This is a genomic window from Acinetobacter sp. WA-87, from assembly GCF_039938935.1.
Classification (GTDB): Bacteria; Pseudomonadota; Gammaproteobacteria; order Pseudomonadales; family Moraxellaceae; genus Acinetobacter; species Acinetobacter seifertii.
In genome coordinates this window covers 958,530-982,330 of sequence record NZ_JBDUVF010000001.1, presented here as the reverse complement: position 1 = coordinate 982,330, position 23,801 = coordinate 958,530, and the positions used below count along the sequence as shown (strand labels likewise).

Below are 23,801 nucleotides of genomic sequence, written 5' to 3'. Positions count from 1 at the left end.
TTTAAGTCTTCAGGTGGTCAAGTCAAATATTTCGGTGTTTTTCTTCATGTAGATGTCATGATCAATATTTAATCTAAGAGACTAATTAAAACTCACATGAACATTTTTAATCATGAAAACTTTTCAATTAAGAACACTTTCAGTTTTTTTAAGTGCATTTGGTGCATTTTCATATAGCTCAGTTGCTCAAGCGCAGCTTATGTTTAGCCAGTATGTTGATGGTAGTAGCAATAAAAAAGGGTTAGAGATTTATAACCCAGATGGAACTACAGTTAACTTAGCCGATTATGAGATTCAACAGTTTAATAATGGTGGGACTGCAAAAACGGTGACTATCCGTTTACAGGGTACACTTCCAAGTAAGCAGAAGTTTTTAGTGGGCCGCTCAGAGCTACAAACTGAACTTGGTAGTAAAGTAAATCAAGTAGCTGCTTTGTCTTTTAATGGTGATGATGCAGTTGTACTCGTTTATAAAGGCACACCTGTCGATCGTTTTGGGCGTATTGGTGAACGGCCAGAGGCAGGTTGGGGAACAGCCGTTTCAAGTTTAGGAAATAGTTTTAAGCGTATTGAAACAGAAAACCCAGCTTTAAGTATCGATCCAACCGCAACATTTGATTTGGACCACTCGTGGACAGCATGGGCAAACCGAAATGATTTTTCAAATCTATCGGGTTCTACGACTCAGCCGCCAGTGCAAACGGTCAGTTGTTCAAGCTCAGATACACCAATTGCCGATTTAGCAACATCACCACAAAACCAGACTTATACAGTACGTGGCGTGATTACTGCTGACTATCGCTATGCCAATGGTTTTTCAGGCTTTTATGTTCAAACACCTGACACCAAAGCACGTGCAAATGTAAGTAATGCCATTTTTGTTTATATTCCAAATAGCAGCACGGTAAAAGGTGGCCAAGTTGGTGATGAAGTTATTTTACGAGGCCGTTTAACAAGTTATCAAAACCAGCTACAAATAGACCAATTACAGCAAGATATTCAAAGCTGTAATAGCAATATGGCAAATCAAGTTCAGCCAATTAGCTTGGAGTTACCATTTACTAACTTAACAGGCGGTTCAACAAATTCTCCTCAGCGTTATCAAGGGATGTTGGTCAAATTACCTCAAGCTTTGACGATAAGTGAAAACTATAACTATGGCCGTTATGGTGAACTATCTTTAAGTTTAGGCCGCTTATATATTCCAACCAATTTATATCCTGCCTTGTCGCCAGAAGCGAAAGCTTTAGCTCAGAAAAATTTATTATCGAAAATTATTTTTGATGATGGATATAACAACCAAAATCGTACTCCGTGGTTACCAACAAATTTTAGTGCTGCCAATACATTACGTTCAGGTTATCAGCTTAAAAACGTTGGAGGAATTTTAGAGTATCGTTTTAATGGCTGGCGCGTACAGCCAGTACTTGGACGGACACAACCAGAAGTTGTTACTCAAACAAACCCGCGTCAAAGTGTCCTTACAAAAAATGCTAATCACATTCGTGTAGCTTCATTTAACGTTTTGAACTATGACAATGGCGCAACAGGTTTTCCAACAGAGCGTGGTGCAAACACACAAGCAGAGTTTGATAAACAACACCGTAAAATTTTAAGTGCATTAAAAGCGATTGATGCTGACGTATACGGTTTAATGGAAATTGCCAACAATGGTTATGGTCCAAACAGCGCAATTGCTCATTTAACAAGTGCATTAGGTCCAGACTGGAAATATGTGGTTCCTGAAAATTTAGATCGTTTAGGTGGTGATGTTATTGCTGTTGCGATTATTTATAACAGTAAGCGTGTTAAACCTTTAAACAAACCTGTTGTGCTGGATTTGGGCGATAAAAACCGAACGACCTTAGCACAAACTTTCCAAGCTGTTCGTGGCAATAAGACGTTTACTGTTATTCCAAACCATTTAAAGTCAAAAGGTTGTACTGGAGTAGACGCGAACTCTACCGACGCTGATCAAAATGATGGTCAAGGATGTTGGAACCCAACCCGTGTGAAAGCAGTTGATCAAATCGTGCAGTGGCTCGCGAAAAATCCAACTCAAGTTCCTAAGCAAAATGCTTTGCTGGTAGGGGATATGAACAGCTACGCAAAAGAAGCACCAATTTTAGCTTTTGAAAAAGCCAACTATAAGGTTTTACTCAATGACGCTAAGATTGGGCAGGGTGCTCAGGCATATAGCTATGTTTTTGGTGTGGCAAGTGATGCAAATGGCAATGGTGGAGCGGGTAACTTAGACCATGCAATTGCCGACGCAGATTTATATCCAAAAGTAGTTCGTACGTTTGCTTGGCATATCAATGCAGATGAGCCAACAGTTCTAGACTACAACGAAGAATATAAAACCGATGAGCAAAAAGCGCTGTTTTATGGTGAAGATGCCTATCGTTCTTCGGACCATGATCCTGTCATTGTCGATCTAGATTTAAATGGTAAAGACTCAAGTCATCCTGATAATGGCAACAAAAATCCTATATTGGATTTCTTAAACCAATTAGTGGAATGGATTAGCCAACTTTTTAAGCGTAATTAACGGGAAAAATGCGTGATGTGAATGTGTTTTATCATATTTTAAACAATCGTCACGCAAGACAACTTGCAAGGTCAAACTTTTTCAAGAATATTAGATAGTGTAACTAATTTATAAATTTACGCTTTTTTACAATTAAGGAATTGTACAAACCTTGCAGGTTTTTTAGAAGCAATTTAAAACGTTAATGTGAGATAAGAAGGATCAGATATGAAATTATATTATTCGCCAGGCGCATGTTCTTTAGCTGCACATATTATTTTAAATGAAATTAATGTTGATTTTGATTTAGAAAAAGTAAATTTAAAAACACATAAAACAGAAAAAGGCGCAGATTATTACGAAATTAATCCGAAGGGCTATGTACCAGCTTTAGAAATTAACCCGGGTTTAATTTTGACTGAAAACGTGGCGATTTTACCATTCCTTGCGCAGCATGACCCAAAACAGGATTTAATTCCTCCTTCAGGCTTAGGCCGTGCGAAAGTATTGGAATGGTTAGGTTATTTGAACTCTGAATTACATGATGCTTATGCAGTATTTTTTGGCGCACCGTTAACAAACGATGAAAAGACGAAAGCTTATGCTGAAATCGACCGCCTTTTAAAATATATCGATAGTTATTTATCTGAATCGGACTATGACTATTTAGTAAATGATAATTTTGGGCCAGCTGATGCTTATCTATTTGTTTTAACGAATTGGTCAAATTCTATTGAGCATGATTTAACACCTTATAAAAATATTATTGCATTACGTAATAAAGTTGCTGAGCGTCAATCTGTACAAATTGCAATGCGTGATGAAGGTTTAATTTCATAAGCGATTTTAAGTGTATTAAAAAAGCCCCTAATCAATAGGGGCTTTTTTAATATTGAGATTGTTAGTTTTGAGCTTTCTCTTTAACGTCAGCAGCAGCATGTTCAACAGCTTTGGCTGTATCAGCAGTTGCTTTACGCGCAGTCGCTTCAGTTTGTGCAGCAGCATTTGCAGTTTTATCGGCAGCGTGGTCAGCAGCAGCATCAATTTTAGCTGTAGCATTGTCTGTAGCAGTTGCAATATCGCTCGCAGCTTTATCACCAGCAGATTTAATATCAGCGGTTGCTTGTTTAGCTGCATTTTCTAAATGTTCACCTGTAGTCGCACCAGTTTCTGGCGCTTTATCTTTATTACAACCAACTAGGGCTACGGTCGCAGCAAGACCTAAAGCAACAAGTAATTTATTCATTGTGTTTTTCCTTCTAATTCATGGCATCCAAATATGGATGTCTAAAATATAAACATAAAGTAAATGATTAATAAAGATCGAAAATTGTTAAAAAGTTGTAACTTCAATATTAAAAAAGCCTAGCATTTTGCAATGCTAGGCTTTCGTTTAATAAGAGGGAGCTAACCAGTTTTTACTGCCCAGAACGGATGATGTAATCAAACGCAGAGAGTGATGCTTTAGCGCCTTCACCTGTAGCAATAATGATTTGCTTGTAAGGCACAGTCGTACAATCACCCGCAGCAAACACACCTTGTACATTGGTTTCGTTGCGGTCATTCACAATGATCTCACCACGGTTGGTTAACTCAACTTCACTGTCTTTTAAGAAGTCAGTGTTTGGCAATAAACCAATCTGTACAAAGATCCCTGCAAGTTCTACCACATGCTCTTCATCAGTCGCACGGTCTTTATATTTAAGGCCAGTGACTTGTGAGCCGTCGCCTAACACTTCTGTACTTAAGGCATTCATAATTACAGTGGTGTTCGGCAAGCTATGCAATTTGTTTTGTAAAACTTGGTCAGCACGAAGTTTGGTATCGAACTCAACCAGAGTCACATGCTCCACGATCCCTGCAAGGTCAATTGCAGCTTCAACACCTGAGTTACCACCACCAATCACTGCAACACGTTTGCCTTTGAACAATGGACCATCACAGTGTGGGCAGTATGCGACACCACGGGTACGGTATTCAGCTTCACCCGGTACATTCATTTCTCTCCAACGCGCTCCTGTTGAAAGAATCACAGTTTTCGATTCAAGTTTTGCACCGTTTTCAAGTTCAACTGCAACCAGACCATTTGCCGTTTGGTTTGCACCTGTGATTTTGCTGACACGTTGCAGGTTCATGATATCGACATCGTATTCACGAACGTGTGCTTCCATCTCGGCAGCAAACTTAGGACCTTGAGTCTTTTGCACAGACGTGAAGTTTTCAATGTCCATGGTATCCATGACCTGACCACCGAAGCGTTCAGCCACGATACCAGTGTTAATACCTTTACGTGCAGCATAGATGGCTGCTGTTGCACCCGCAGGTCCACCACCAATCACCAATACATCAAAAGCATCTTTGGCATTCAGTGCTGCTGCATCTTTTTCAGCTGAGTTGGTATCAAGTTTTGCCACAATCTCTTCAAGGGTCATACGACCTTGACCAATGTGCTCATTGTCTTGGAACACCATTGGTACAGCCATGATTTTGCGTTGTTCAACTTCGTCTTGGAAGAATGAACCATCAATCATAGTTGCTGTGGTGTTCGGGTTATAAATCGCGATCAGGTTAAGCGCCTGTACCACGTCCGGACAGTTATGACAGCTTAGCGATACAAACACATCAAAGTTGGCTTTGAGGTTTAGGCCTTTAATCTGATTTAGCACTTCATCAGAAACCTTCGGTGCATAACCAGAGACTTGTAACAGTGCCAAGATCAAAGACGTAAACTCATGGCCCATTGGTAAGCCTGCAAAGAATACACGAGGCTGTTCACCTGCTTTAGCTACACCAAAGCTTGGACGGCGTGTATTGTTACCATCAAAACGGGCAGTCACCTTGTCAGAAAGCTCAGCGATTTCTGTCACTAACTCTTTAATTTGACCCGCTTTATCTGACTCATCTAAAGCAGCCACTAATTCGATTGGACTTTCTAAACGTTCTAAGTAAGCTTTTAATTGAGTTTTAATGTTTTGATCTAACATCTGTTTTTACTCCAATGCATCCAAATTCTTTCAATAGATGCATAGTACGTTAAAACACAAGATAGGTGAAACAGTATGTTTTTATAGATTTGATCGGTTTTTTGAATTATTGAGTGTATTCATAAATAAGATCAATAATTTATCTATAAATGCTCTTTATTACTCATTTTTATCTTTTAAAGTGAAAGTATTTAAAAATTTATATATGTTATATGGCTGTAAAGATTTTATGTCATAACATTAAAAGGTACTTTCATGTCATTGCAACGCGGCATTTATCAGCATTATAAAGGTAATCTCTATCAAGTTTTTTCTGTAGCAAAACACAGCGAGACTGAAGAGGAGTTAGTTGTTTATCAGTGTCTTTATGGTGACTATTCAACATGGGTACGTCCGCTAGATATGTTTACTGAAACGGTTCAAATGGCTGATGGAAGTATCGTGCCGAGGTTCAAGTTAATTCAAAGCACTTAATTTAAACGGCTGTCATATAAAATAACAATTTTAAAGGGTGAAAATATGCCAAATACTTTTTTCTTACAAAGAGTTGCAGATTTATATGACACCTTTAAACGACATGATGCCCAGCAGTCAGATCGCTTGCTGCGCTATCGAAATATTGAGGCTGAGTCTGCAAAACTTCTATCGCAATTGATTCGAATGCAGCAGGCCAAATCAATTTTAGAAATTGGTACTTCAACAGGTTATTCTACTTTATGGCTTGCTGAGGCTGCACAATCGACACACGGAAAAGTAATCACGCTTGAAATTGATGCCAATCGTAGTAATGAGGCGAAACGCCATGTTACTGAACTGGCATTAAATGAAGTTGTTGATTTTTGGATAGGGGATGCCGCAGATTATTTAAATGAAGCTCAGGAAACTTTCGATTTTATTTTGTTAGACGCTGAACGTGATGCATATGAAAGTTATTGGCCAGATTTAAAGCGTCTGATGAAGCCCAAAGGTGGTGTTCTTATTATAGATAAGGTTATTTCACATGCAGCTGAGGTAAGTCCATTTTTAGCTTTGATTAAAAAGAATGCAGATTTCATGAGTAGTATTTTACCTATAGGCGCTGGTTTATGTTTAGTGGTTCTAAAGTAGATTTACTTTCTTGAGATATTCTTGTCGATAAGCTTGTGGACTACAGCCGTGTACTCTATTAAATGCACGAGTGAAATTGGCAGGATTAGAATAGCCCAGTTCATAGGCAATATGGGTAATGGTAAAGCTAGAATTCTTTAATAAATCAATGGCACGCTCAGTGCTGATTTGTTGCTTTAAAGCATGGAATTCAACACCTTGCTGCTGTAAATAACGTTGCAAGGTTTTGGTCGAAATATTTAATACTTTGGCACATTCCATTAGGGTTGGAACTTGATTGGCTTGTCGCAACATCATGCTGACCCATTCAACAATTTCGCCTTGATGGTAGATCTTCTGGATTTGTTCCTGGCAGCGTTGCTCAACTATTTTTAAACTATGTGCGTCAGCTAGAGGCAAGGGTAGTGCTAGTTGTTGCTCATCAATCACCACGCGTATACCTGAAAGCCATGTATAGTTAAAGTGGAAATTGGCCTTCACTAAAGATATGTAACGTTCTTGATAGCTCGGCTCAGGAATACTCAAATACAATTGGTAGCGTTGTAATTGCTGGCCTGCCAACTCTAACAAGCTGTAGTAAAACGCCACGGCAATCGCTTCAATATGAAAAGCCAAACACTGCTTATTCATCTGCAAAATCGGTTCAAATAATAGTTCAACCTTTTGCTGATTGGTCGGAAACCCAATGCTGAGCTTAAAACTCGGCATAATCAGTCTAAAATATTGTGCAATCAGCCTAAGTGCATGTTCCAAATTAGGACTGGTCATTAGCGCATAGCCGACCAGACTATGTGAACTGAGTTTAATATTTTTACCCAGTTCAAAGGCTAAGTCTTGAGTGTTGGGCAAACTCAAACCTATTTCAATAAATTGTTCAATTTGTTGAATCGATAATAATTCTGTTTTTGCCAGTTCTTGTTTGAATGTCCTCAGTAAATCATTATCGTATTGATGCGTGCCGATTAAAATTTCAATCAGCCGTAAATAATAACGTGATGGGATAACAGGAATCTGTTGCTTCTGCACAAGAAAAACTCAGCAAAGTCTTAAAATGATAATAACAAGTCTTAAAATGATAATATAGAGGGGTTATGAGCGAGCACAATCAATTCAAGCAAAACATTTTGTGTTTGATTGGAGTCTCTAATGAATATGCATACTCAACTGGATGTCGAGCAAGCGACAACAAAATTTAAGGATAAAAAACGTCATTTATGGCTATTGGGTTTAGCTGTACCGACCATTGCAATGGGTGGGCTAGCAGGCTACCAATTTGGTCCTAAAAAAACTAAAAAGTTCTTCGCTTCATTTGGGCCATTATTTATTCATGGTGTTATTCCGACATTAGATAAATTGATTGGTGAAGACAAGGAAAATCCACCATTAGATGCAATCGCTGATTTAGAAGCAGATCCGTATTACGCCCGCATTGTTAAACTTTTTATTCCTTTGCAATATGCAACCAATATCTATGGAGCATATTTGGCAACTCGTAAAAATACACCTATAGCTGATCAGGTTTTACTTGGAACTTTAGTAGGAATGGTCAATGGGATTGCGATTAATACTGCACATGAACTTAGTCATAAGAGTGGTCGACTTGAACATTATTTATCTCATTTGGCGTTAGCACCTTCGGGGTATAACCATTTCCGAATTGAACACCCTTATGGACACCACCGCCGAGTTGCGACACCTGAAGACCCAGCATCTTCACAATTTGGTGAAACCTTTTGGAAGTTTTTACCGCGGACTGTAATTGGCAGCTTTAAATCGGCGATTGAAATTGAAAAAAATCGTTTAGAACGTAAGAAATTGCCTTTCTTCTGTAAGGAAAATGAACTGATTCATGGCTGGGCAATGTCGGTTGTGTACCATGCAGCCATGTTTGCGAAATTTGGTGCGCGTTCGATTCCGTTTCAAGTTACTCAAGCTGCGTATGCAATAACTTTGTTTGAATCGGTGAATTACATTGAACATTATGGTTTAAAGCGTGCAAAGAAAGAAAATGGCCAATATGAACGTACTTTGCCAGAGCACAGCTGGAATAATAATAATGTGGTGACCAATCTGTTCTTGTATCAATTACAACGGCATTCAGATCATCATGCCAATCCAACTCGCAGCTTTCAGACCTTGCGGCATTTTGAAGATGCGCCGCAATTGCCAGCAGGTTATGGTGCAATGATTTTGCCCGCGTTTATTCCATCTTGGTGGTCAAAAATTATGGATGAACGTGTTGTTGAGCACTATAAGGGCGACCTCAGTAAAATCAATATGCATGTTGATGTGCAAGAAAAAATGCTAGAGAAATATATTAAGCAAAATAACGCGGCTTAATAGTCGAAAGATATAAAACAGATCAGCCCAAGCGGGCTGATTTTTTATAATTAAGCAGAAATACAGAGCCTGTTAAAATGAAGATCAAACTCAAGATATTTGTGAACAAATGCAGTTTTATCCGTGGTGCGTAACAAATTATTGTAGATAAACTCTGGAACGGGATGATAAAGCTCACCTGAGCCATTGCTATAGAAAATTTTTAAATAGCGTGAAGAAACATCATATTTCCAAGAGGTTACAACAACAGATTTTTCCATATAACTACTCCTACTTTTGTTTGATCTTTTAATACATATACAAAACTCTTTTGTTTCATAATTCGACAGTACTCTAAGTTAAGCAGGCTGACAATTCATAAATGAATGTTGCTATAAATTTATAAGTATAAGAATTGTAAAAAATTAGCTATGAAATTTCGGTAGATAATAAGACTTAGATTTATAAAAATAATCAATAAAAAAACCACCCTAAAAAGGGTGGTTTTTAGACGTATTGGTCTAATCTAAAAAATTAGATTTTACCAACTAAGTCGATAGATGGAGCAAGAGTAGCTTCGCCTTCTTTCCATTTAGCTGGGCAAACTTCACCTGGGTGAGCGTGTACGTATTGAGCAGCTTTTACTTTACGAAGAAGTTCAGACGCGTCACGGCCGATACCACCAGCGTTAAGTTCAACGATTTGGATTTTACCTTCTGGATCGATAACGAAAGTACCACGGTCAGCTAAACCTTCAGATTCGATAAGAACGTCGAAGTTTTTAGAAAGAGTCCAAGTTGGGTCACCAACTAATGGGTATTGGATTTTTTTGATTTCTTCAGAAGTGTCGTGCCAAGCTTTGTGAGTGAAGTGTGTATCAGTAGATACAGCGTAAATTTCAACACCAAGTTTTTGGAATTCAGCGTAGTTGTCAGCTAAGTCACCAAGTTCAGTTGGACAAACGAAAGTGAAGTCAGCTGGGTAGAAGAATACAACAGACCATTTACCTTTAAGGTTAGTTTCGTTAACTTCAACAAATTGGCCGTTGTGGTAAGCAGTTGCTTGGAAAGGTTTAACTTCAGTATTAATCAAGCTCATCATTGTCTCCATGATTGAGGTTTATATTTAAACTTGTTTACGAGATGTAGAATAAATAAAAATTCTTTATTGGGGAAATAGTATTTTTACATGACTAAAATCGGAAAATTAAATAAGTGATAAATTTACGATTTTTAAGTCCCCAAACACTGTATTCGATTTGACTGCAAAAACATGTAAATCAAATGACAGTTATCGTAAAAGAAACTTGCATAACAACATGAAGTCTAGCGAGACAAAATTCAAGGGTAAAATTTTAAAAAATTAAAAATATATAAAAAACCAACTGTTTTACCTGAAGAGCATTACAGCGTAAAATAGCGGATTGTTGAATTTTCAGGAAAATTTATCTGTGCTGAATGGTTTAAATATAGATCAATGGGTGATGGCGAGAGATCGTTACCGTTTAAATCGTTTGCGTAAAGATAAAAAAGCCGATACTTCAGAGATTGAAAAATTATTTGAACAGTCTAATGCAAAAGTTAGACAGCGTTTTGAACGTCTACCTAAAATTAAACTGAATCAGGATTTACCTGTTTCTCAATATGCAGACCGTTTAATTGAAGCGATTCAAAAGCACCAAGTTATTATTGTGGCAGGTGAGACAGGCTCAGGTAAAACTACCCAGCTTCCTCAAATTGCCATGTTAGCGGGTCGTGGTTTAACGGGCATGATTGGTCATACCCAGCCACGTCGTTTAGCTGCACGTAGTGTTTCTCAGCGTATTGCAGAAGAAGTTGGCGAAAAGCTCGGCGAATCGATTGGTTTTAAAATCCGCTTTAATGAACAAGGCTCGCAAGATTCGATTGTACGGTTAATGACCGACGGTATTTTGCTTGCTGAGTTAGGCAATGACCGTTTTTTATCTAAATATGACACGATCATTATTGATGAAGCGCATGAACGCTCACTCAATATCGATTTTATTATGGGTTATTTAAAGCAGTTACTGCCAAAGCGCCCAGATCTAAAAGTGATTGTGACTTCGGCAACTTTAGACGTAAATCGTTTTAGTAACTACTTTAATAATGCACCAGTTTTTGAAGTAGAAGGTCGTAGCTACCCAGTTGAAGTACGTTATCGCCCAATTTCAGAGATGAATATTGGTGGTAGTGATGATGACGAGTTCGATGATTTTGAGGAAAACCTTCCTCGTGCAGTGGTACAAGCTGTAGAAGAATGTTTTGCCGATGCCGAAGAAAAAGGCCATCCTGAACATGCCGATATTCTGATTTTCTCAAGCACAGAACAAGAAATTCGTGAGTTGCAGGAAACCTTACAAAAGTACGGGCCAAGACACACCGAAATTTTACCCTTGTATGCACGCTTAGCTGTTTCTGAACAACAAAAGATTTTTAGTCCGGGTGGAAAAGGTCGTCGTATTATTATTGCCACGAACGTGGCCGAAACTGCACTGACGGTTCCAAATATTCGTTATGTAATCGACAGTGGTTTTGCACGTATATCGCGTTATAACTACCGTTCACGCGTACAACGTTTACCCATTGAAGCAATTTCGCAGGCTGCGGCCAATCAGCGTAAAGGGCGTTGTGGTCGTATTGCTCCGGGTGTGTGTATTCGTTTATATAGCGAAGAAGACTTCTTAAGTCGCCCTGAATTTACCGAACCTGAAATTAAACGAACCAACTTGGCTTCGGTTATTTTGCAAATGCAAAGTTTAGGGTTAGGTGAGCTAGAAAACTTCGATTTTATTGAGCCACCAGATTTCCGCCTAGTCAATGATGGTCGAAAACTACTCATCGAGTTAGGAGCACTTAACGAGAAGAAAAATGAGCTGACTAAAGTCGGGCAAATGATGGCACGTATGCCAATTGACCCACGACTCGCGCGCATGATTGTGGGCGGTGCTCATTTCGGGGTACTTAAAGAAATTTTAGTGGTTGTCAGTGCGCTTGCAGTGCAAGACCCACGTGAGCGCCCTGCCGACAAACAAATGCAGGCTGACCAAAAGCATGCACTATTCAAAGAAGCAGATTCAGATTTTCTGTTTTATTTAAAACTTTGGGAGACTTTAAATCCTAAAGGTGAAGCAGGCATGTCTGAAAATAAACGTCGCCAGTTTGCCAAGCAGCACTTTTTAAGCTGGTTACGTTTACGCGAATGGAAACAGACACATAAACAATTGGTTGAGTTAGGTGAAGGTTTAAAACTAAGTTTTAATGAAAAACCTGCGAACTATGAAAACCTACACCGTGCTTTGCTTACAGGTTTATTGTCTTTTATTGCCAATAAAACTGATGAACGTAATATCTTTATGGCAGTGCGTCAGCAAAAGGCGAAAGTCTTTCCTGCCAGTACTTTGCACAAAACCAATACTGCTTGGGTGATGGCTTTTGAGATGGTGGAAACCTCTCAGGTTTATTTACGTACTTTAGCCAAAATTGATCCTGAATGGATTTTGCTTGCTGCACGTGACTTATTGAAATATCACTATTTTGAGCCGCATTGGTCTAAGAAAGCTGGGATTGTAAATGCGTATGCTCAAATTTCGCTGTTTGGTTTAATTATTGAACCAAAGCGCTTAATTAATTTTGAGAAAGTTGACCAGCCTGCTGCTCATGAAATTTTCTTACGTGATGCATTAACCACAGGTAACTTAGGTACAGTTCCGCCATTTTTAAAACACAATTTACTTAAACTTGAAGAAGTTGAACGCGTTGAAGATAAATTGCGTCGTCGTGATTTGGTGGTGGATGAAGAAACGATTTATCAGTTCTATGCCTCTAAAATTCCTGAAGAAATTGCAAGTCGAAGTAGTTTTGAAGACTGGCGTGCAACGGTTGAAGCAAAAAATCCACGTTATTTATTTGTAGAAGATGATGCACTTTGGCTCAATGACCGTCCAACAACACAGCAATTCCCAGATCATTTGCATAATGGGCAGCTACGTTTAGCAACGACTTATCGTTTTGACCCAAGCCATGATGAAGATGGTGCAACGGTTCAAATTCCGGTACAAGCTCTTCCTCAGGTCGATGAAAACATCTGGTCTTGGGGTATTCCGGGTTGGCGTTTAGATTTAATCGAAGCACTACTAAAAGCTTTACCAAAAGACAAACGTCGTAGTGTAGTGCCTATTCCTGACACAGCTCGTAAACTGATGCAGGGTATCGATGCTGTACATTTGCGTCAGCATATTTTTAGTTATTTAGCTTTTGCTTTACGTGGTGAGCAAATTACTGAAAAAGATTTTTCGTTTGAACGTATTGATCCATATTTGGTGCCTTTTATTAAGGTCATTGATGAAAAAGGTAAGTTGATTGCCAAAGGTCGTGATTTACCGGAGTTAAAAGCACGTTGTCGTGTAGAAACGCATCGTCCAGTGAAACAGCAAAAAGGCGAATTTAAAACTTTCCCTGAAAACTTTACCTTTGAAGCTTCGCAAAAGGTGACAGGTGTTGTTGTTAAACAATATCAAGCTTTGGTACCGACCAAAACTTTTGCTGAAATTGAAGTGAAAGATGATTCTGGTGTGGTTATACAGACTTTTAATGATCAGGCTGAAGCTATTAAGCAGCATCGTGAAGGGATTATTCGTCTGGTCCATATGCAACTAGGTGACTTGGTTCGTCAGTTGAAAAAGCAGATTTCAAAACCGCTCGCGCTGGCTTATTCACCTTTAGGCGATAAAGCCAAACTTGAGCAGATGTTGGTCTATGCTACGTTGCAAATGGCAATTACAACTTTGCCAATTAATGCTGATGAATTTAATAAACTGCTTGAGCAAGTTAAAAAGCAATTTTTGACCCATGGTCAGCAAGCACTTGAGCAATTAAGTGATATTTATATACAGTGGCAGCAAATCCGTCGTCAGCTTTTAGTGCTTGATGCAGGAGTGTTTGGACGTAGTATTGATGATATTGAAGATCAGTTAGATCTCATGTCACTTGGCAATTTTGTTTACTGCCAACCAGTAGATCTTTGGCAAGAATATCCGCGTTATTTAAAAGCACTGCTATTGCGTTTAGATCGATTGCCAAATAATCTACAGCGAGATCATGCCGCTATTGATGATGTCGATCCATGGATGGACAAGGTATTTAAATTCAAAAACGATCCAAGAATCAAAGAATTGTATTTGATGTTGGAAGAATTTCGCATTTCTTTATTTTCTCAACCGATGAAAACCAAGATGCCTATTTCGCCAACTCGACTGCAAAAGTTATGGGATCGTTTGGGAATCAGTTAAGATAGATCGGGGTTTGTTTATGCGTTTGTTTAGCCTACAACGCAATTTATAAATGAAAGATTAACAGACCCTATTCATTTTTTTAGGAGTTTTACATGGGCATTCGTATCACAGGTACTGGGTTATTTCACCCAACAGAAATCATTTCTAATGAAGAACTGGCCGACAGTTTAAATGCTTATGTGGAACAATATAACCAAGAGAATGCAGAGAAAATTGCAGCAGGTGAACTCGAAGAATTACGTGGTTCAAGCGCTGAATTTATTGAAAAAGCATCTGGTATTAAGCGCCGTTACGTGATTGAGAAATCAGGTATTCTCGATCCAACACGTTTACGTCCTCGTTTGTCTGAACGTTCAAATGATGAACTTTCACTTCAAGCAGAGTGGGGTGTGATTGCTGCAAAGCAGGCAATGGAAAATGCAGGCGTAACTGCCGAAGATATCGATGTTGTAATTTTGGCATGTTCAAACATGCAGCGTGCTTATCCAGCAGTTGCAATTGAAATTCAGTCAGCACTTGGCATTCAAGGTTATGCCTACGACATGAACGTTGCATGTTCAGCTGCCACTTTTGGTTTGAAACAAGCGGCTGATGCAATTCGTTCAGGTGCTCGCCGTGTTTTATTGGTAAATGTCGAGATTACTTCTGGTCATCTAGACTACCGTAACCGTGATTGTCACTTTATTTTTGGTGATGTTGCAACGGCTTCTATTATTGAAGAAACCACTACTAAAACTGGTTTTGAAATTTTAGATATTCATTTATTTACTCAATTTTCAAACAACATTCGCAATAACTTCGGTTTCTTAAACCGCAGCGAAGATGCGGTAGTTGATGACAAGTTATTCCGTCAAGATGGCCGCAAAGTATTTAAAGATGTTTGTCCGTTAGTGGCAAAAATCATTAATGCACAGTTGGAAAAAATGCAGTTAACTGCAAACGATATTAAGCGTTTCTGGTTACATCAAGCCAATGCCAACATGAATGAACTAATCTTGAAATATGTGGCTGGTAAAGATGCAGATTTAAGCCGTGCCCCAATTATTCTGGATGAGTTTGCTAATACCTCTTCAGCAGGTGTGATTATTGCTTTACACCGTACAGGCCACGAAGTGAATGATGGTGAATATGGCGTGATTTCATCTTTCGGCGCTGGTTATTCAGTCGGTTCGATTGTTGTACAAAAGCATGTTGCTTAAGTTACTAGATTAATTAAAAACGCTCGTAAGAGCGTTTTTTTTATGGCTCAAAAATAATAAAGCGGACCAAAAGTGGCCCGCTTCAATTGAATCAAAAATAATTAAAACTTTTTAGTGTAGTTTACAAACAAGCGATCTTCACCAAAGTCATTGCCATGTTTTACGTTGTAATCAATCCGAATGTATTGCAGGGCAAGACCTTTTAAGAAAGGCTGCTGAAATGCATAGTTTAAAATCACATTTGACTCAGTTTCGTGGTTTTTCTCACCATTGGCTGCTCTAAAATCATTTCCGTAAACATATTTCACCATCGCGTTTAAGCCCGGAACGTAATCTTTAAAGTCGTAGCCGTATATAACGTGGTAAGACTTTTCATCTTTTTTAAAAAAGCCCGTGGCATTCCAGTTAATGAAGTAGGTCTCTGGCAAAAAGCCGTCTGGTAATGGGTAAGCCGACTCACCCATAATTTGTTGATACCCCAAACCAAAGGTATGATTTTTTACTTTAAGTGTTTCTAGCACTCCAATGTTTTGAGCATCAATATCAAAGGTATTGCCGTCATTTTTTGCATTGAAGTATTTAAACTTAGAAGTAAGCGCAAAGTTAGGTTGTTTCCAATTATGCTCTAATCCTACATAGTGTTTGTTGTAGAGGTCTTCTAAATTACCAAAGTAATATTCACCCTTGAGTGACGGCGTAAATTGATAGCGCAGGTCAATGTAATTTAAACCATCAGATTCTTTGGTAATGCCATTTGAAGTGAACGAAAACTTTTTAAAATCTTCTTCATTTCGTGGCGAGACTTTTTCCACTCGTCCAATTTCTGCGTAGAGCTGATCTGAAAGTTGTGACTTAAGATTGGTTCCCCAATAAGAAGCAAGTAATTGTCGGCTCGCATCGACAGCCGTTACAGGTAAGTCTAGCCAGAGCTCACCGACACTTAAAAGTGTTTTGTCGTAGCCTAGTTTTAAAGTTGCGCCGTATTTTAGAAAGTCGGATGCTTGCGACTGAGTCTCTTTATTAAAAGGCAAAACGGTGTCCGCAACGTGTTTGTCTGAACTTAAGCGCACGGCGTATTGAACAGAAGCATCTGCACCAATGGTAATGGGCTTATCTGCAATTTGCAGTGGGGTGTCATGCATTTTCGACTTATAAAATAATGATGCTGCCTGAGACCAGCTGCCCGTATCTTTTAAGGCATCGTTATCAAAATTACGGTTGATATAGGCGTTTTTTAAAGTGAATTTCCATTCATCTTCGGGCTGCTGATTTGGATTTGCAGCGAATGAATTGCCACACATCAATACTAAGGTCGCGAAAGTTAAAGCACGTGGCTTAAAGCGGTGTAATAATTCCATAGTCCATTTCCAAAAAGATGCGCCAGTCCTCGGCGCATTTATATTTACTGCTGAGTAAGCGTGTTTTGAGGATTAAAAGTTGATGGCGTTTGTGCAGCAACAGAGGCTTTTAGATTGACCATAAATATTGCAAGTGCAGCAATCACACCCGGAATTGCAATCGCTAAGAAATTCATTTGGTGAGGAAGCTCAAGTGTGAGAAGGGCTCCTGTTAAAACTGGTCCAATAATCGCACCGATACGACCAATGCCAGATGCCCAGCCCATGCCAGTTGAACGAAGTGCCGTTGGATAGAACTGTGCAACGAAGGTGTAGAGTAAGATTTGTGAGCCAATTGTGGCAGCACCAGCAATCGCAATCAGGCTATATAAAATAAATTGCGGACTATTAATGCCAAGCAAAATTAAAGCTGCTGATCCCACAATAAACATGATTGTAATAACAGGTTTTAAATGGAATCTATCTGCTAAAGCACCGCCGCCAATTGCACCGACCATCCCGCCAATATTAAGTGCAAACAGGAATAACATGCTCGCACCTAATGAGTAGCCCGCTTGCAGCATGAGTTTAGGTAACCAGCTTCCTAAGGCATACACCATGAGTAAGCACATAAAGAAAGCAATCCAGAACATAAATGTGCTGAAGGTACGGCCTTGTTGGAAAAGCGCACGGACAGGTGCATCTGTTGTGGTGCTTTCGTTTAACACCAGTTGTGTATTGGCGTTTACCTGCGTTTCTGGCGCAATTTTACAAACAATACTTTTTGCCTGCTCGCTATGGTTTGATTTCACTAAAAAGGTGAGAGACTCTGGCAAAAAATTCCAAATGAGTGGGAGCAATAACAGGGGAATACCCGCAATTAAAAACATGATTTGCCAGCCCATGTCTTTCACGAGCCATGCACCAAGTAGCGCTGATGTCATGCCGCCAATTGCATAGCCACTAAACATAATTGCGACTAATGTACTGCGGATTTTTTTTGGTGCGTATTCGGTCATAAGCGCAACGACGTTTGGCATAACGCCACCAATACCAAGGCCTGCAATAAAGCGTAAAATAGCAAACTCAGTTGGTCCTTTGGCAAAGGCACCTATAAAGGTAAATCCGCTAAATAAGGTGACACAAATCAGGATGGTTTTTTTACGTCCCAGTTTGTCTGAAAGTGTGCCGAAAATCATGGCACCGAACATCATCCCGAATAGAGCAGCGCTGGCGAGTAAACCAGCTTCTACCGCAGTTAATGACCATTGCTGCATTAAGAGAGGCAGAGCAACCCCATAAATAACTAAATCATATCCATCAAAAATAATAATAAGTAAGCACCAGATTAAAACTTTCCAATGAAAATATGTAAAACTGGCTTTATCAATTAACTCATTAATATTAACCTTGCTCGTATCCATTTTCTTCACCTCCAATTTGTGAAGCATCGCGTTATTTTTTAATAAACTATTTTGTTATTGGATTAGAGTCAAAAACCTAATTGATATATCTTTATGTCTTTAAGGTATTGTGCATTTATTGGTTTAATTATTTGAAAAATATGTATTTATTTTTATTGTTTTAGCTGTCTTTGTTGTGTCTTTAAAATAGGGTTAAATATTGTATGATGAGAATTTTAAGGATTTTATAGATGTTTTTTTATGGATTTTATTGATAATAATCACTCTTAAAAATATCGTTAAATTTATATTATGAATTGAAGTGAAAATATAAAAACAAAATACTAAAGTCTATTATTTAATTATTTTAGAGATTCATCTTAAAAATGAAATTTAATCTATATTCAATAAAAAATCGCCAAATCAGTGTTAGCGAATTATTTGCATCCTAATTTGGCGATTGAGGCTTTATTTTAGTGGCGGGTGTTTAGATAAAAAAACTTAATTTGTGGCTGGCGTTGAGCGTGGTGTGAGAATGAAATGGGCGATTACACCAATACAAATACCCCAAAAAACTGAGCTTAATCCAAGAAAATGCATGCCTGATGCTGTCGCTAAAAAAGTAATAAGTGCAGCATCACGTTGACTGTCATTTTTCATGGCAACAGAAATATTTGTGGCAATCGCTCCAAGCAGGGCTAAACCTGCCAGTGCTGCCACCAACTCTTTAGGAAGTAAACTAAATAACATGACAATACTGCCAGCAAATAAGCCTCCTAAAATATAAAAAATTCCGTTGGCGATTCCTGCAATATAACGTTTTTCTTTCAGTTCATGTGCATCTTTGCCCATACATAAAGCTGCGGTAATTGAGGCAAGCACAATCGTAATACCGCCGACACATGCAACAGCTAAAGAAGCAATACTGGTGACAGTAATAATTGGTTTGGCTGGGGTATCGTAACCGCTGAGTTTCATAATCGCCATACCCGGTAAAAACTGGCCGGTTAGGCTAACTAAAATGAGAGGAACAGCGAGGTTCAGTGTTGAGTTCCATGTCCATTCTGGGCTAATCCACTGTGGAATAGCTAAACTAAAACTCACATCAACCGGATTCATCTTACCTAAAATGAGGCTTAATAAAACTCCAGCAGCTAACACCCAAATCATGGTGTAGCGCGGCATTAAACGTTTGGCAATTAAAAAGACAATAAGCATGCTAAAAACAATAAAAGGCATGCTATCAGACGCGGTAAACAGACCAATACCAAATTGAAAAAGAATACCTGCCATCATGCCCGCAGCAACATCTTGGGGAATCCACTTCAGTAACTTGTCGAAGTAACCTGTAATACCAATTAAAAAAATAACGATAGCGGAAGTAATATAGGCGGCTACTGCTTCATTCAACGAGACATTGGGAAATAGGGTAACTAACAGGGCAGTACCCGGTGCAGACCATGCAGTTATGACAGGCGTTTTATATTTAATTGAAAGATAAATACCTGAAACGGCGGCACCAATTGAGATTCCCCAAATCCATGACACCATCATGTCGGTGGAAACATGGGCACGCTGAGCAGCTTGGAAAAAAATAATCAGTGGGCCTGAGTAAGAAATTAAAACCGCAAGAAAGCCAGCAACTGTTGCTGATATGGACCAGTCAGTTTTTAATGTCTTGAACAGGGTTGCCATGTGTGATTGCCTCCATGCAAATCATGTTATTTACCCAATCATGTAAAAAGATCAGGGTTAACCCTGATCTCCACCTCCGACCGAAATAACCGATCCGGTCATATAGGATGCTTCGTCTGATGCAAGAAATAAAATTGCATTGACTTGTTCTTGAATTGTGCCATAACGGCCCATAAATGTTCGATCTATGGTTTGATCAACCACTTGCTGCATCCAGTCTTTTTCATTTTGACTTAACGGATTAGCATTGCGTGGTACTTTCCGAGGTGGTGCTTCAGTTCCACCAGTCGCAACAGCATTGACTCGAATTCCATCTTTAGCATGTTCAAAAGCAAGCGATGCTGTTAGAGCATTTACACCGCCTTTAGATGCTGAGTAGGGAATACGGTTAATACCACGGGTTGCAATTGAAGATACATTTACAATCACACCTGATTGTTGCTTAATCATGGCAGGTAACACAGCGCGGCAACACCATAACGTTGGAAATAACGAGCGATTCACTTCCTTAATGATTTCTTCTTCGGAAAACTCTTCAAAAGGTTTCATCCAGATCGCGCCACCCACATTATTAATCAGGATATCTACCCGACCATAGTGTTCAATGGCTTTTGCAACTACCGCTTGCGCGCCTGCATAGGTTTCAAGGTCAGCATTAATCGTGACAGCATCGCCACCCGCGCTCTGAATTTCTTTGAGAACGTCTTCAACATATTCAGAGCGGTCAGCCATGATGACTTGGCCGCCTTCAGCTGCAACTTGCAGTGCCACGCCACGGCCAATGCCTTGAGCGCTACCCGTAACAATCACGACTTTATTGGTAAATCTTTGACGGTTTGACATAGATAACTTCTCCACCTATTAATTCGCAGAGAATTTTTCAAACAAGAAGTTAGCAGGTTTGATATTTTCAGTTTCTAACCAGCCACGTACAGCTTCTACCATTGGTACTGGGCCACATAGATAAACATCGACGTCGCCACCGTTTAACCATTCACTTTCAATATGACCAGTGACATAGCCTTTGCGTTCATGGTTGCTCTCAGGGCTTGCGACCACAGTTCGATATTCAAACCACGGGAATTTCGCCTGCAATTCATTGAGTTTTTCTAAAGCAACCAAATCAAAGTCATTAGTTACACCAAAGACTAAACGAACAGGCTGTTCTGAACCTTTTTCTTCAAGCACTTGTAACATCGACATAAATGGGGCAATGCCAGTACCACCTGCGAGCATCAGCACTGGACGCGCTACATTACGTAAATAGAAGCTACCGAATGGGCCGGTAAATGTCATTTTGTCGCCAGCTTGGGCATTTTTGCTCAAGAATTCACTCATTTTGCCATTTGGTACGTTACGGACCACAAAGCCCGTTAAGCGATTGCCCGGTTTTGAGCTAAATGAATATGAACGTGTTTCGCCAGTTTCAGGAATAGCAACGTTGACGTATTGACCTGCAAGGAAATGAATATCTGGTTGACCTTCATCAAGTTGAATATCAAATGTGATGGTTGAGTTTGATAAATTTTCAACGCGAGCTAGGGTGCCTTGGAAGCTATGAATTGCAGTTTTGCAAACATCTGACGAGGCTTGAATCTGGAATACCGCATCTGAAGTTGGGCGACATTGGCAAGCAAGAATATAGCCTTGCTCAGCTTCTTCTGGGGTTAGTGCATCTTCAATATAGGTTTCTTCTGGCATGTCATAACTGCCGGATTCGCAAAATGCGCGGCAAGTTCCACATGCACCGTCACGGCAATCCAAAGGAATATTAATTTTTTGGCGATAGGCTGCGTCAGATAGGGTTTCGCCTTGAGCTACGTTAATGAAACGTGTAACACCATCTTCAAATTGAAGTGCGATATTGTGGTTTGACATGGCATGTATCCTACAAAATATTTGAAACTTTTACCCTCAGCCAACAGTCCGTTTAACTGAGGGGGTATGTCTTAAAGGTGGTAGATATCAATCACTTGATTGATATAGTCATTTTTCAAAACGACATACTTGCTCAAGATTCTTGGTTGATCACCTGAAAAATCGATCACATAACGTGACATACCGAAATAGCTGTAATTTGTCTTGTAACGGAAACTCAAGGTATTCCAGTTAAAGCGGACCGTGACTTTGTCGCCGTCGCGTTCTACGACTTCAACGTTGGCAATATTGTGGCTTGTGCGTGTGTCCGGCATGGTTGCAGATGAGCGCTCGGTTTTAATACGGAACACACGATCTTCTAAACCTTGACGGTCTGGATAATAAATAAGTGAAATTTCAGATTGCGGATCTTCAGTTAATCTATCGTCGTCATCCCAAGCTGGCATCCAGAAAGAAGCTTCGGGTGCATAGCATTCAATCCAATCTTCCCATTTTTCATCATCTAAAAAACGAGCTTCACGATAGAGAAACTGAGCAATATTTTCTAAAGTTGCTTTGTCTTGAGCACTCATGCTGTTTCTCCCTGATCAGCAATTTCTTTCTCTGATGCAATCGCATGTTTCATGGTGTGTAACCAATATTGATGTTGGGTAAGATAAAGACCTTCATCTTCAGTTTTGATACCACTTAACATTGGTTTTAAACCGATTTCATTCGCTGCATCGTCTGGTCCATAAATCCAGTGTTTTGAACCGCGGCACATGTCATTCCACTCAAGGGCAATACCTGCGTAGCCTGCTTGGCAAGCACGGAATTCTTCTAAATCGTCTGGTGTTGCCATACCTGAAGCATTAAAGAAATCTTCATATTGACGGATACGACGTGCACGAGCTTCAGGTGCTTCGCCTTTAGGTGCGATACAGTAAATGGTGACTTCGGTTCTATTGACAGAAAGTGGGCGAAGTACACGAATTTGCGAACCGAACTGATCCATCAAATAAACGTTTGGATAAAGACACAAGTTACGTGAGCGCTCAATCATCCATTTCGACATCGCTTCACCGTATTTTTCGGTGTATTCGTCTGCTTTCGGGAAGTTTGGACGGTCTTCTGGGTTTGCCCATTGTGTCCAAAGCAACATGTGGCCATTTTCAAAGCCATACGATCCACCGCCTTGTTTACCCCAAGAACCTGCACTCATCGCACGTATGTTATCGGCAGCTTGTGTTTCTTTACGGTGTTGAGTTGTTGCTGCGTAGTTCCAGTGAACAGCAGAAACGTGGTAACCATCGGCACCATTTTCAGCGGTGAGTTTCCAGTTACCTTCATAGGTATAGGTAGATGAACCACGTAAAACTTCTAAACCATGTTCAGACTGGTCAACAATCATGTCGATGATTTTGGTGGTTTCACCCAAGAATTCTTCAAGTGAAGGAACATCGGGATTTAAGCTACCAAATAAGAAACCTTTGTAGCTCTCAAAACGAGCCACTTTTTTAAGGTCATGTGAACCTTCTTGGTTAAAGCAGTCCGAGTAACCAGCTTCGCTTGGATCTTTAACTTTTAGAAGTCTACCTGAGTTGTTAAACGTCCAACCATGGAAAGGGCAGGTATAGGTCGCTTTGTTACCACGCTTGTGACGGCAAAGTTGTGCTCCGCGGTGTGAACATGCATTGATCATGGCATTGAGTTCACCGTTACGGTTGCGGGCAATAATGACTGGCTGACGACCAATGTGAGTGGTGTAGTAGTCATTATTATTTGGAATTTGGCTTTCATGTGCCAAGTAAACCCAATTGCCTTCGAAGATGTATTTCATTTCGAGGTCAAATAGGGCTTCGTCAGTAAACACTGAGCGATGAAGTTTAAATTCACCTGTATCGATGTTATCGACAAGTAATTCATCAATACGGTCAAGATGGCTAGTATTGATTACAGGAATACGTGGCATGTCCGTTCTCCGACTTTCCAAAAGTGTGGAAGTCACCAAGGCCTTAGCTACGATCTACAAGGTCTTGATATCCTAATATTGTCAATG

18 protein-coding genes and 1 pseudogene are annotated in these 23,801 nt (G+C 39.6%); 7 read left to right on the top strand and 12 right to left on the bottom strand.

Annotated elements, in window-relative coordinates; translation table 11 throughout:
* Positions 1-112 precede the first annotated feature (112 nt).
* Positions 113-2,551, top strand: coding sequence for an ExeM/NucH family extracellular endonuclease (locus ABFY81_RS04550; protein WP_347913146.1), 2,439 nt, complete (start codon positions 113-115; stop codon positions 2,549-2,551).
* 207 nt (positions 2,552-2,758) lie between these two features.
* Positions 2,759-3,370 carry a glutathione binding-like protein gene (locus ABFY81_RS04545; RefSeq protein ID WP_004702749.1) on the top strand — a complete coding sequence of 204 codons (612 nt, stop codon included), beginning with the start codon at positions 2,759-2,761 and terminating at the stop codon, positions 3,368-3,370.
* Between the two features lie 61 nt (positions 3,371-3,431).
* Here the strand turns inward: ABFY81_RS04545 and ABFY81_RS04540 are convergent, their stop codons facing one another.
* Positions 3,432-3,776, bottom strand: a complete 345-nt coding sequence (locus tag ABFY81_RS04540) for a hypothetical protein (RefSeq protein WP_004702748.1) — start codon at positions 3,774-3,776, stop codon at positions 3,432-3,434.
* 172 nt (positions 3,777-3,948) lie between these two features.
* Positions 3,949-5,514, bottom strand: coding sequence for an alkyl hydroperoxide reductase subunit F (gene ahpF / locus ABFY81_RS04535; RefSeq protein ID WP_347913145.1), 1,566 nt, complete (start codon positions 5,512-5,514; stop codon positions 3,949-3,951).
* Between the two features lie 255 nt (positions 5,515-5,769).
* On the opposite strand from ahpF, the gene ABFY81_RS04530 reads away from it, so the two are divergent.
* Both ABFY81_RS04530 and ABFY81_RS04525 read left to right on the top strand, forming a co-directional pair.
* Positions 5,770-5,988, top strand: a complete 219-nt coding sequence (locus tag ABFY81_RS04530) for a DUF1653 domain-containing protein (RefSeq protein WP_004702746.1) — start codon at positions 5,770-5,772, stop codon at positions 5,986-5,988.
* A 45-nt stretch (positions 5,989-6,033) separates the two neighbouring features.
* The gene (locus tag ABFY81_RS04525) at positions 6,034-6,621 is read left to right on the top strand and encodes a class I SAM-dependent methyltransferase (RefSeq protein ID WP_347913144.1); all 588 of its coding nucleotides are present in this window, start codon (positions 6,034-6,036) and stop codon (positions 6,619-6,621) included.
* Here ABFY81_RS04525 and ABFY81_RS04520 read toward each other — a convergent pair.
* Positions 6,613-7,647: a helix-turn-helix domain-containing protein gene (locus tag ABFY81_RS04520; protein WP_347913143.1), complete on the bottom strand. Its 1,035-nt coding sequence runs from the start codon at positions 7,645-7,647 to the stop codon at positions 6,613-6,615. The genes ABFY81_RS04525 and ABFY81_RS04520 overlap by 9 nt on opposite strands.
* A gap of 120 nt (positions 7,648-7,767) precedes the next feature.
* Between ABFY81_RS04520 and ABFY81_RS04515 the strand changes: the two genes are divergently transcribed.
* Positions 7,768-8,961 (top strand): alkane 1-monooxygenase, encoded by a 1,194-nt coding sequence (locus ABFY81_RS04515; protein ID WP_347913142.1) that lies wholly within the window; start codon positions 7,768-7,770, stop codon positions 8,959-8,961.
* Positions 8,962-9,011: 50 nt separating this feature from the next.
* Here ABFY81_RS04515 and ABFY81_RS04510 read toward each other — a convergent pair whose 3' ends face one another.
* Positions 9,012-9,221 carry a KTSC domain-containing protein gene (locus ABFY81_RS04510; RefSeq protein WP_004702739.1) on the bottom strand — a complete coding sequence of 70 codons (210 nt, stop codon included), beginning with the start codon at positions 9,219-9,221 and terminating at the stop codon, positions 9,012-9,014.
* Positions 9,222-9,474: 253 nt separating this feature from the next.
* Positions 9,475-10,038, bottom strand: a complete 564-nt coding sequence (gene ahpC / locus ABFY81_RS04505; protein WP_003652649.1) for an alkyl hydroperoxide reductase subunit C — start codon at positions 10,036-10,038, stop codon at positions 9,475-9,477.
* Between the two features lie 352 nt (positions 10,039-10,390).
* On the opposite strand from ahpC, the gene hrpA reads away from it, so the two are divergent.
* Together hrpA and ABFY81_RS04495 are read left to right on the top strand one after the other, a co-directional pair.
* Positions 10,391-14,248, top strand: coding sequence for an ATP-dependent RNA helicase HrpA (hrpA, locus tag ABFY81_RS04500; RefSeq protein WP_347913141.1), 3,858 nt, complete (start codon positions 10,391-10,393; stop codon positions 14,246-14,248).
* Positions 14,249-14,343: 95 nt separating this feature from the next.
* On the top strand, positions 14,344-15,450 hold the full coding sequence (locus ABFY81_RS04495) for a beta-ketoacyl-ACP synthase III (protein ID WP_039250692.1): 1,107 nt from the start codon (positions 14,344-14,346) through the stop codon (positions 15,448-15,450).
* 101 nt (positions 15,451-15,551) lie between these two features.
* On the opposite strand, the gene ABFY81_RS04490 is transcribed toward ABFY81_RS04495, so the two are convergent.
* The 7 genes and pseudogenes from ABFY81_RS04490 to benA all read right to left on the bottom strand — a co-directional run bounded on the left by ABFY81_RS04490 (position 15,552) and on the right by benA (position 23,714).
* Positions 15,552-16,808, bottom strand: coding sequence for an OprD family outer membrane porin (locus tag ABFY81_RS04490; RefSeq protein ID WP_347913140.1), 1,257 nt, complete (start codon positions 16,806-16,808; stop codon positions 15,552-15,554).
* Between the two features lie 44 nt (positions 16,809-16,852).
* Positions 16,853-18,211: an aromatic acid/H+ symport family MFS transporter gene (locus tag ABFY81_RS04485; protein WP_347913139.1), complete on the bottom strand. Its 1,359-nt coding sequence runs from the start codon at positions 18,209-18,211 to the stop codon at positions 16,853-16,855.
* A 480-nt stretch (positions 18,212-18,691) separates the two neighbouring features.
* Positions 18,692-19,885, bottom strand: a complete 1,194-nt coding sequence (benE, locus tag ABFY81_RS04480; protein ID WP_347913138.1) for a benzoate/H(+) symporter BenE — start codon at positions 19,883-19,885, stop codon at positions 18,692-18,694.
* Positions 19,886-19,942: 57 nt separating this feature from the next.
* Positions 19,943-20,728, bottom strand: coding sequence for a 1,6-dihydroxycyclohexa-2,4-diene-1-carboxylate dehydrogenase (locus tag ABFY81_RS04475; protein ID WP_347913137.1), 786 nt, complete (start codon positions 20,726-20,728; stop codon positions 19,943-19,945).
* A gap of 18 nt (positions 20,729-20,746) precedes the next feature.
* A complete protein-coding gene (gene benC, locus ABFY81_RS04470; protein WP_191105468.1) occupies positions 20,747-21,763 on the bottom strand; it encodes a benzoate 1,2-dioxygenase electron transfer component BenC in 1,017 nt (338 codons plus the stop codon).
* 52 nt (positions 21,764-21,815) lie between these two features.
* A pseudogene (benB, locus tag ABFY81_RS04465) lies at positions 21,816-22,335 on the bottom strand (benzoate 1,2-dioxygenase small subunit).
* Positions 22,332-23,714 (bottom strand): benzoate 1,2-dioxygenase large subunit, encoded by a 1,383-nt coding sequence (gene benA, locus ABFY81_RS04460; protein WP_347913136.1) that lies wholly within the window; start codon positions 23,712-23,714, stop codon positions 22,332-22,334. The pseudogene benB and the gene benA overlap by 4 nt, the downstream one beginning before the upstream one ends.
* Positions 23,715-23,801: the final 87 nt, after the last annotated feature.